Source organism: Poseidonibacter sp. (genome assembly GCF_041821165.1).
Taxonomy (GTDB): domain Bacteria; phylum Campylobacterota; class Campylobacteria; order Campylobacterales; family Arcobacteraceae; genus Poseidonibacter.
In genome coordinates, this window is the sequence record NZ_JBGUES010000146.1 from 1 (window position 1) to 4,471 (window position 4,471).

A 4,471-nucleotide genomic window follows, 5' to 3' on the forward strand; every position below is an offset into this window, starting at 1 on the left:
ATCTTGTTTTATAAATTGTTGTTTTTGATTTATCAAATCCACCATTAAATAAATTCCAAGATGCACTTAAACTTGCTATATTTTGGTCTTCGTTTGTATTTATATCTTCATAATATTTATTATGAGAAAGTGAAGCATTTATTTTTGGATAATAAGCACTTCTTGAAGATTTTGTTTGTTCTTTTATTGCTTCTATATTCATTTTTAAAGCTTGGATTTCACTTCTATTTTCTAAATCTTTTTCATCATATTTTTTGATTAATAGCTTTTTTTCATCAAGTTTTTCAATTGCTTCATTACTTAAATCTTTTCCACCTAAAATATTTGATAAATTATATTTTGCAATTCTTACATCACCTTTTGCTTTTACAACATTTTGTTTAGCACTTGACATATTTACTTGAACTTGAAGTAAATCATTTTTTGCAATTAAACCTTGATTATATCTATTTTTAGAATCTTCATATTGTTCTTGAAAAAGTTTGTAAGCACTAATATAAGTATCTAAAGCATTTTGCTTATCTAAGTAATTTATATAAGCTATTTTAGTATCTAAAATAATATCTTGTTTTATAGCATTTAATGAAAAGTTTGAACTTTTAGATAAAAATTTTGCTGAGTTTTTATCTGCAATATCCTTAAATCCATTAAATAAATTATATGATACTGTTGCACTTAAAGTAGCATCTGTATCTACTTGTCCTGAATTTACCTCATCTCTATCATTGTAAGAATAAGATAAATCTAGTTTTGGCAATAGTGTTGAGTTTGTTGAACTAATATTTTCAATAGATTCTAAATAATCATAGTTTTTTGATTGAATATTTAAATTCTCTTTTAGTGCAATTTGTACAGACTCTTCTATTGTTAAAGCATTTACATTAGTAGCAAAAACACTTGCTACTAATGATATGGCTAATAATTTTGTTTTTATTTTTTTCATAAAATTTTCCTCTTATGCTTTACTAACATCAACAGGTAGTTTAGCATTTGAAATTCTTTGCTCTAATTTAATAAAGAACATTAAAAGTGCAGGAGTAACAAAGATTGTAAATACTGTTGACAATGCAAGTCCACCTGTGATAACAGAACCTAATCCTCTATAAAATTCACTTCCAGGACCTGGAATTAAAACTAATGGTAACATACCAAAAATAGAAGTTAAAGAAGACATATAAATAGGTCTGATTCTTGTTTTTGTAGCTTCTATTACCGCTTTTTTATGCTCATAACCCTCATCTCTTATTAGATTTAAACTTTGATGTACTATTAAAATCGAGTTATTTACAACAATACCAACAAGGATAATAAATCCAAGCATAGTAAGTACATCTAATGGCTGTGGGGCTATAAATGTATTTGTAAGTGCAAGTCCCATAAATCCACCAGCAGTTGCTAAAGGTACTGTAAACATAATAACAATTGGATACAAGAAGTTTCCAAATAGTGCTGATAATAATAAATAAATAATTACTAAGGCTAAAATAAAGTTTAGACTTAACATATCAATTGTTTGTGTTAACTTATCAGCTGTTCCTGAAATTCCAATATCTACATTATCTTTTATATCACCTGATTTTTTCATTCCATCAATTGCACCTTGTAATATTCCCATTGTTTCTTGAATAGTCATATTAGGTGGAGGTGTAACTTGTAATGTAATCGTTCTTTTTCCAGCAAGGTGTCTAATCTCTGAAATACCTGTAACATTACTAGAACTAGCTAGTGATGAAATTGGTAATAATGATGAATTAGGTAATGCAATTTGCGTTGATAAGATGTCCTCAGGAGTTTTAATCTGCTCATCATTTGCTTTTAAAATTAAATCAATTTTCTTTTTACCATCTTGTTCAAATTCAGAAATCTTTCTACCACTCATTAATACATCAATTGTAACACCTAAATCTTTTGAACTCATTCCCAATGCTTTTAAAGCATCTTGGTTTGGTTTGATTCTTACTTCTGGATATAATAATTCAATTGAAGGAACAGGTCTTACTTGTGCACCTTTAATAGCACCTTGTGAAGCCATAAATAGTTTCATACCAACATTTGCAATATCTTCTACTTTTTCACCAGAAATATCAATATTTACAGTTTTTCCTTCACCTATTCCACTTTCAAATACACCTAATTGTAAAGAAACACCAAAAATTGAAGGCATTGAATTTACAATTGGTCTAAAGAATGGAATTAACTCTTTTGCTCTACTTTCATGCATAGATGTTCCACCAAATAAGTTAAACTCTCCAAAAGAAACATAAAAAGCTCTACTAAGTCCTGGAACACCATCAATATCTTTATTGATATTTGGTTCTATTTTTTTCATTAAATATGAACCCATTTCATATCTTTCTTCATAAGATAATCCAGGAGGAGTGATTAAAATATTAAAAATTAAGTTTTTATTACCTTGTGGTAAATAGTCAAGTTTAGGAAATAATAAATAAATACTTGTTGCTGAAAATATTCCTAAAGTTAAAATTGTAATCACTTTAGTCATTACAGATTTTAGTGACCAATGAACAAACTTCATCATTGCATTTACTAATTTATTTCCAAATCTTGTTAAGCTTGATTCACCCTTTGGTTCTTTACCTGACATACTTGCAAATTTTTTCCATAACATAGGAATAACTGCAATTGATACAAATAATGAAAAAGAAACAGAAGATACAACAGCAATCGCAATATCTTTAAATAACTGACCCGCTTCATCTTCTAAGAAAATAATTGGTAAGAAAACCGCCATAGTAGTTGAAGCAGAAGCAATTAACGCACCCCAAACTTCACTAGCACCTTTATATGCAGCTTCTGGAATACTCATTCCTTCTTTTCTATGCCTATCAATATTTTCTAATACAACAATAGCACTATCAACTAACATCCCAACAGCAAAGGAAATACCTGCAAGAGAAATTGTATTTAAACTTCTACCCATCATAGATAAAATAATAAATGTACCAATTACTGAAATTGGAATGGCAATAGATACAACAGCCGTTGGTGAAATAGCTCTTAAAAATAGAACTAACATAAAAATAGCTAAAGCACCACCAATAATAATATTTTGTTGAACTAAATCAACAGAACCTACGATATATGGTCTTTGGTCATAAATCCATTTTAATTTTAATGCTTCATCTTTAAGAATTGTTGCATTTAGATTATTTACAACTTCTTCAACTTCATTTGTAAGTTGTACTGTATTTGCATCAGCATTTGGCTGAATACCTAAGAAAATACCATCTTTTCCTAAGAACATAGCAACAGAATTTGCTGTTTCATAACCAAAGTTAACCTCAGCAATATCACCTACTGTTACTCTTTGTTCTCTATTTGAAATTAGAATAATATCTTTGATATCTTGTGTACTTGCAAACTTATGAACTGTTCTAATTCTATAAGAACGTCTTCCCATATTTTGAATACCTGCTGATATATCAACATTTTCATTTTGTAAGGCTTGAGTTACTTGACCTATTGTTAACTTATAAGAAGCAAGTTTATTTAAATCAAGACTAATTTGCATCTCTTGTTTTCGTCCACCTGCACTCATAGTTCCTGAAACGCCATTTACCCTTTTTAAAACAGGTACAACTTCATCATCAAAGAATGTTTTATATTCATCAATATGTCTATTGTTTTCATCTAAAGTTTGAAGCATCATCCAAATAATTGGACTTGCTGATGCTGTTTCAATAATTGGTTCATCTGCATCTGCTGGATAATCACTTACTTCATTTAATTTATTTGAAACATCTTGTAAAGCTGTTCTAATATCAGTACCAAGTGAAAAAGTTAAAGTGATTTCACCCATATTATCTTTTGAAGATGATTCATATTCTATTAAATTATTTAAACTTTTTAAGGCATCTTCTTGATCTTCTATAATCTCACGTTCTATCTCATAAGGAGTAGCTCCACCCCATACAGTTGTAATTTTAATTTCTGGTTTAGTAACACTTGGTGTTAATTGGTATGGTAATTTATTTAATGATAAAAAACCAAATAAAACCACAATTAAAACTGAAACTACAATAGTTACAGGATTTTTAATTGAAAATTTAATTAAATCCATTTATTAATCCTGTTTTTCTTTTGTATTATCTAAAATCTTAACAGCCATATCAGGGAAAATTCTTTCATTTCCTTTTACAACTATATGCATTCCCTCAACTAAACCTTTTCCAACAATAGCAGCATTTGTTCCTATAAATCCTATAACTTGAACAGGAATCATTACAGCTTTATCATTTACAACTGCAAAAACAACATCCATATTAAATCTTTTAATAACAGCATCTCTATTTATAACTAAGGCTTTTGTTTTAGCATTTTTTGCAAACTTCAATTTAGCTTCTGCTCCATCAAAAATAAATATATCATCAACATTTGCTTTAAATCTAACAGGAAAAGTTCTTGTTAATTTATCACCACTTGGAATAGCAGCATATAGTTTTGCTTTTAC

2 protein-coding genes and 1 pseudogene are annotated in these 4,471 nt (G+C 28.5%); all 3 read right to left on the reverse strand.

Annotated features, from left to right (window positions below; translation table 11 throughout):
* A partial coding sequence (locus ACERKK_RS10390) for a TolC family protein (RefSeq protein WP_373773012.1) occupies positions 1 to 943 on the reverse strand: 943 nt, incomplete at its 3' end.
* 12 nt (positions 944 to 955) lie between these two features.
* Positions 956 to 4,081, reverse strand: coding sequence for an efflux RND transporter permease subunit (locus ACERKK_RS10395; protein WP_373773013.1), 3,126 nt, complete (start codon positions 4,079 to 4,081; stop codon positions 956 to 958).
* A gap of 3 nt (positions 4,082 to 4,084) precedes the next feature.
* Positions 4,085 to 4,471: pseudogene (locus ACERKK_RS10400) on the reverse strand (efflux RND transporter periplasmic adaptor subunit); the annotation flags it as partial.

What these genes read in the sequence shown, in the direction of transcription:
- ACERKK_RS10395 (WP_373773013.1), bottom strand. Translation starts at nt 4,081, where the DNA reads ATGGATTTAATTAAATTTTCAATTAAAAATCCTGTAACTATTGTAGTT.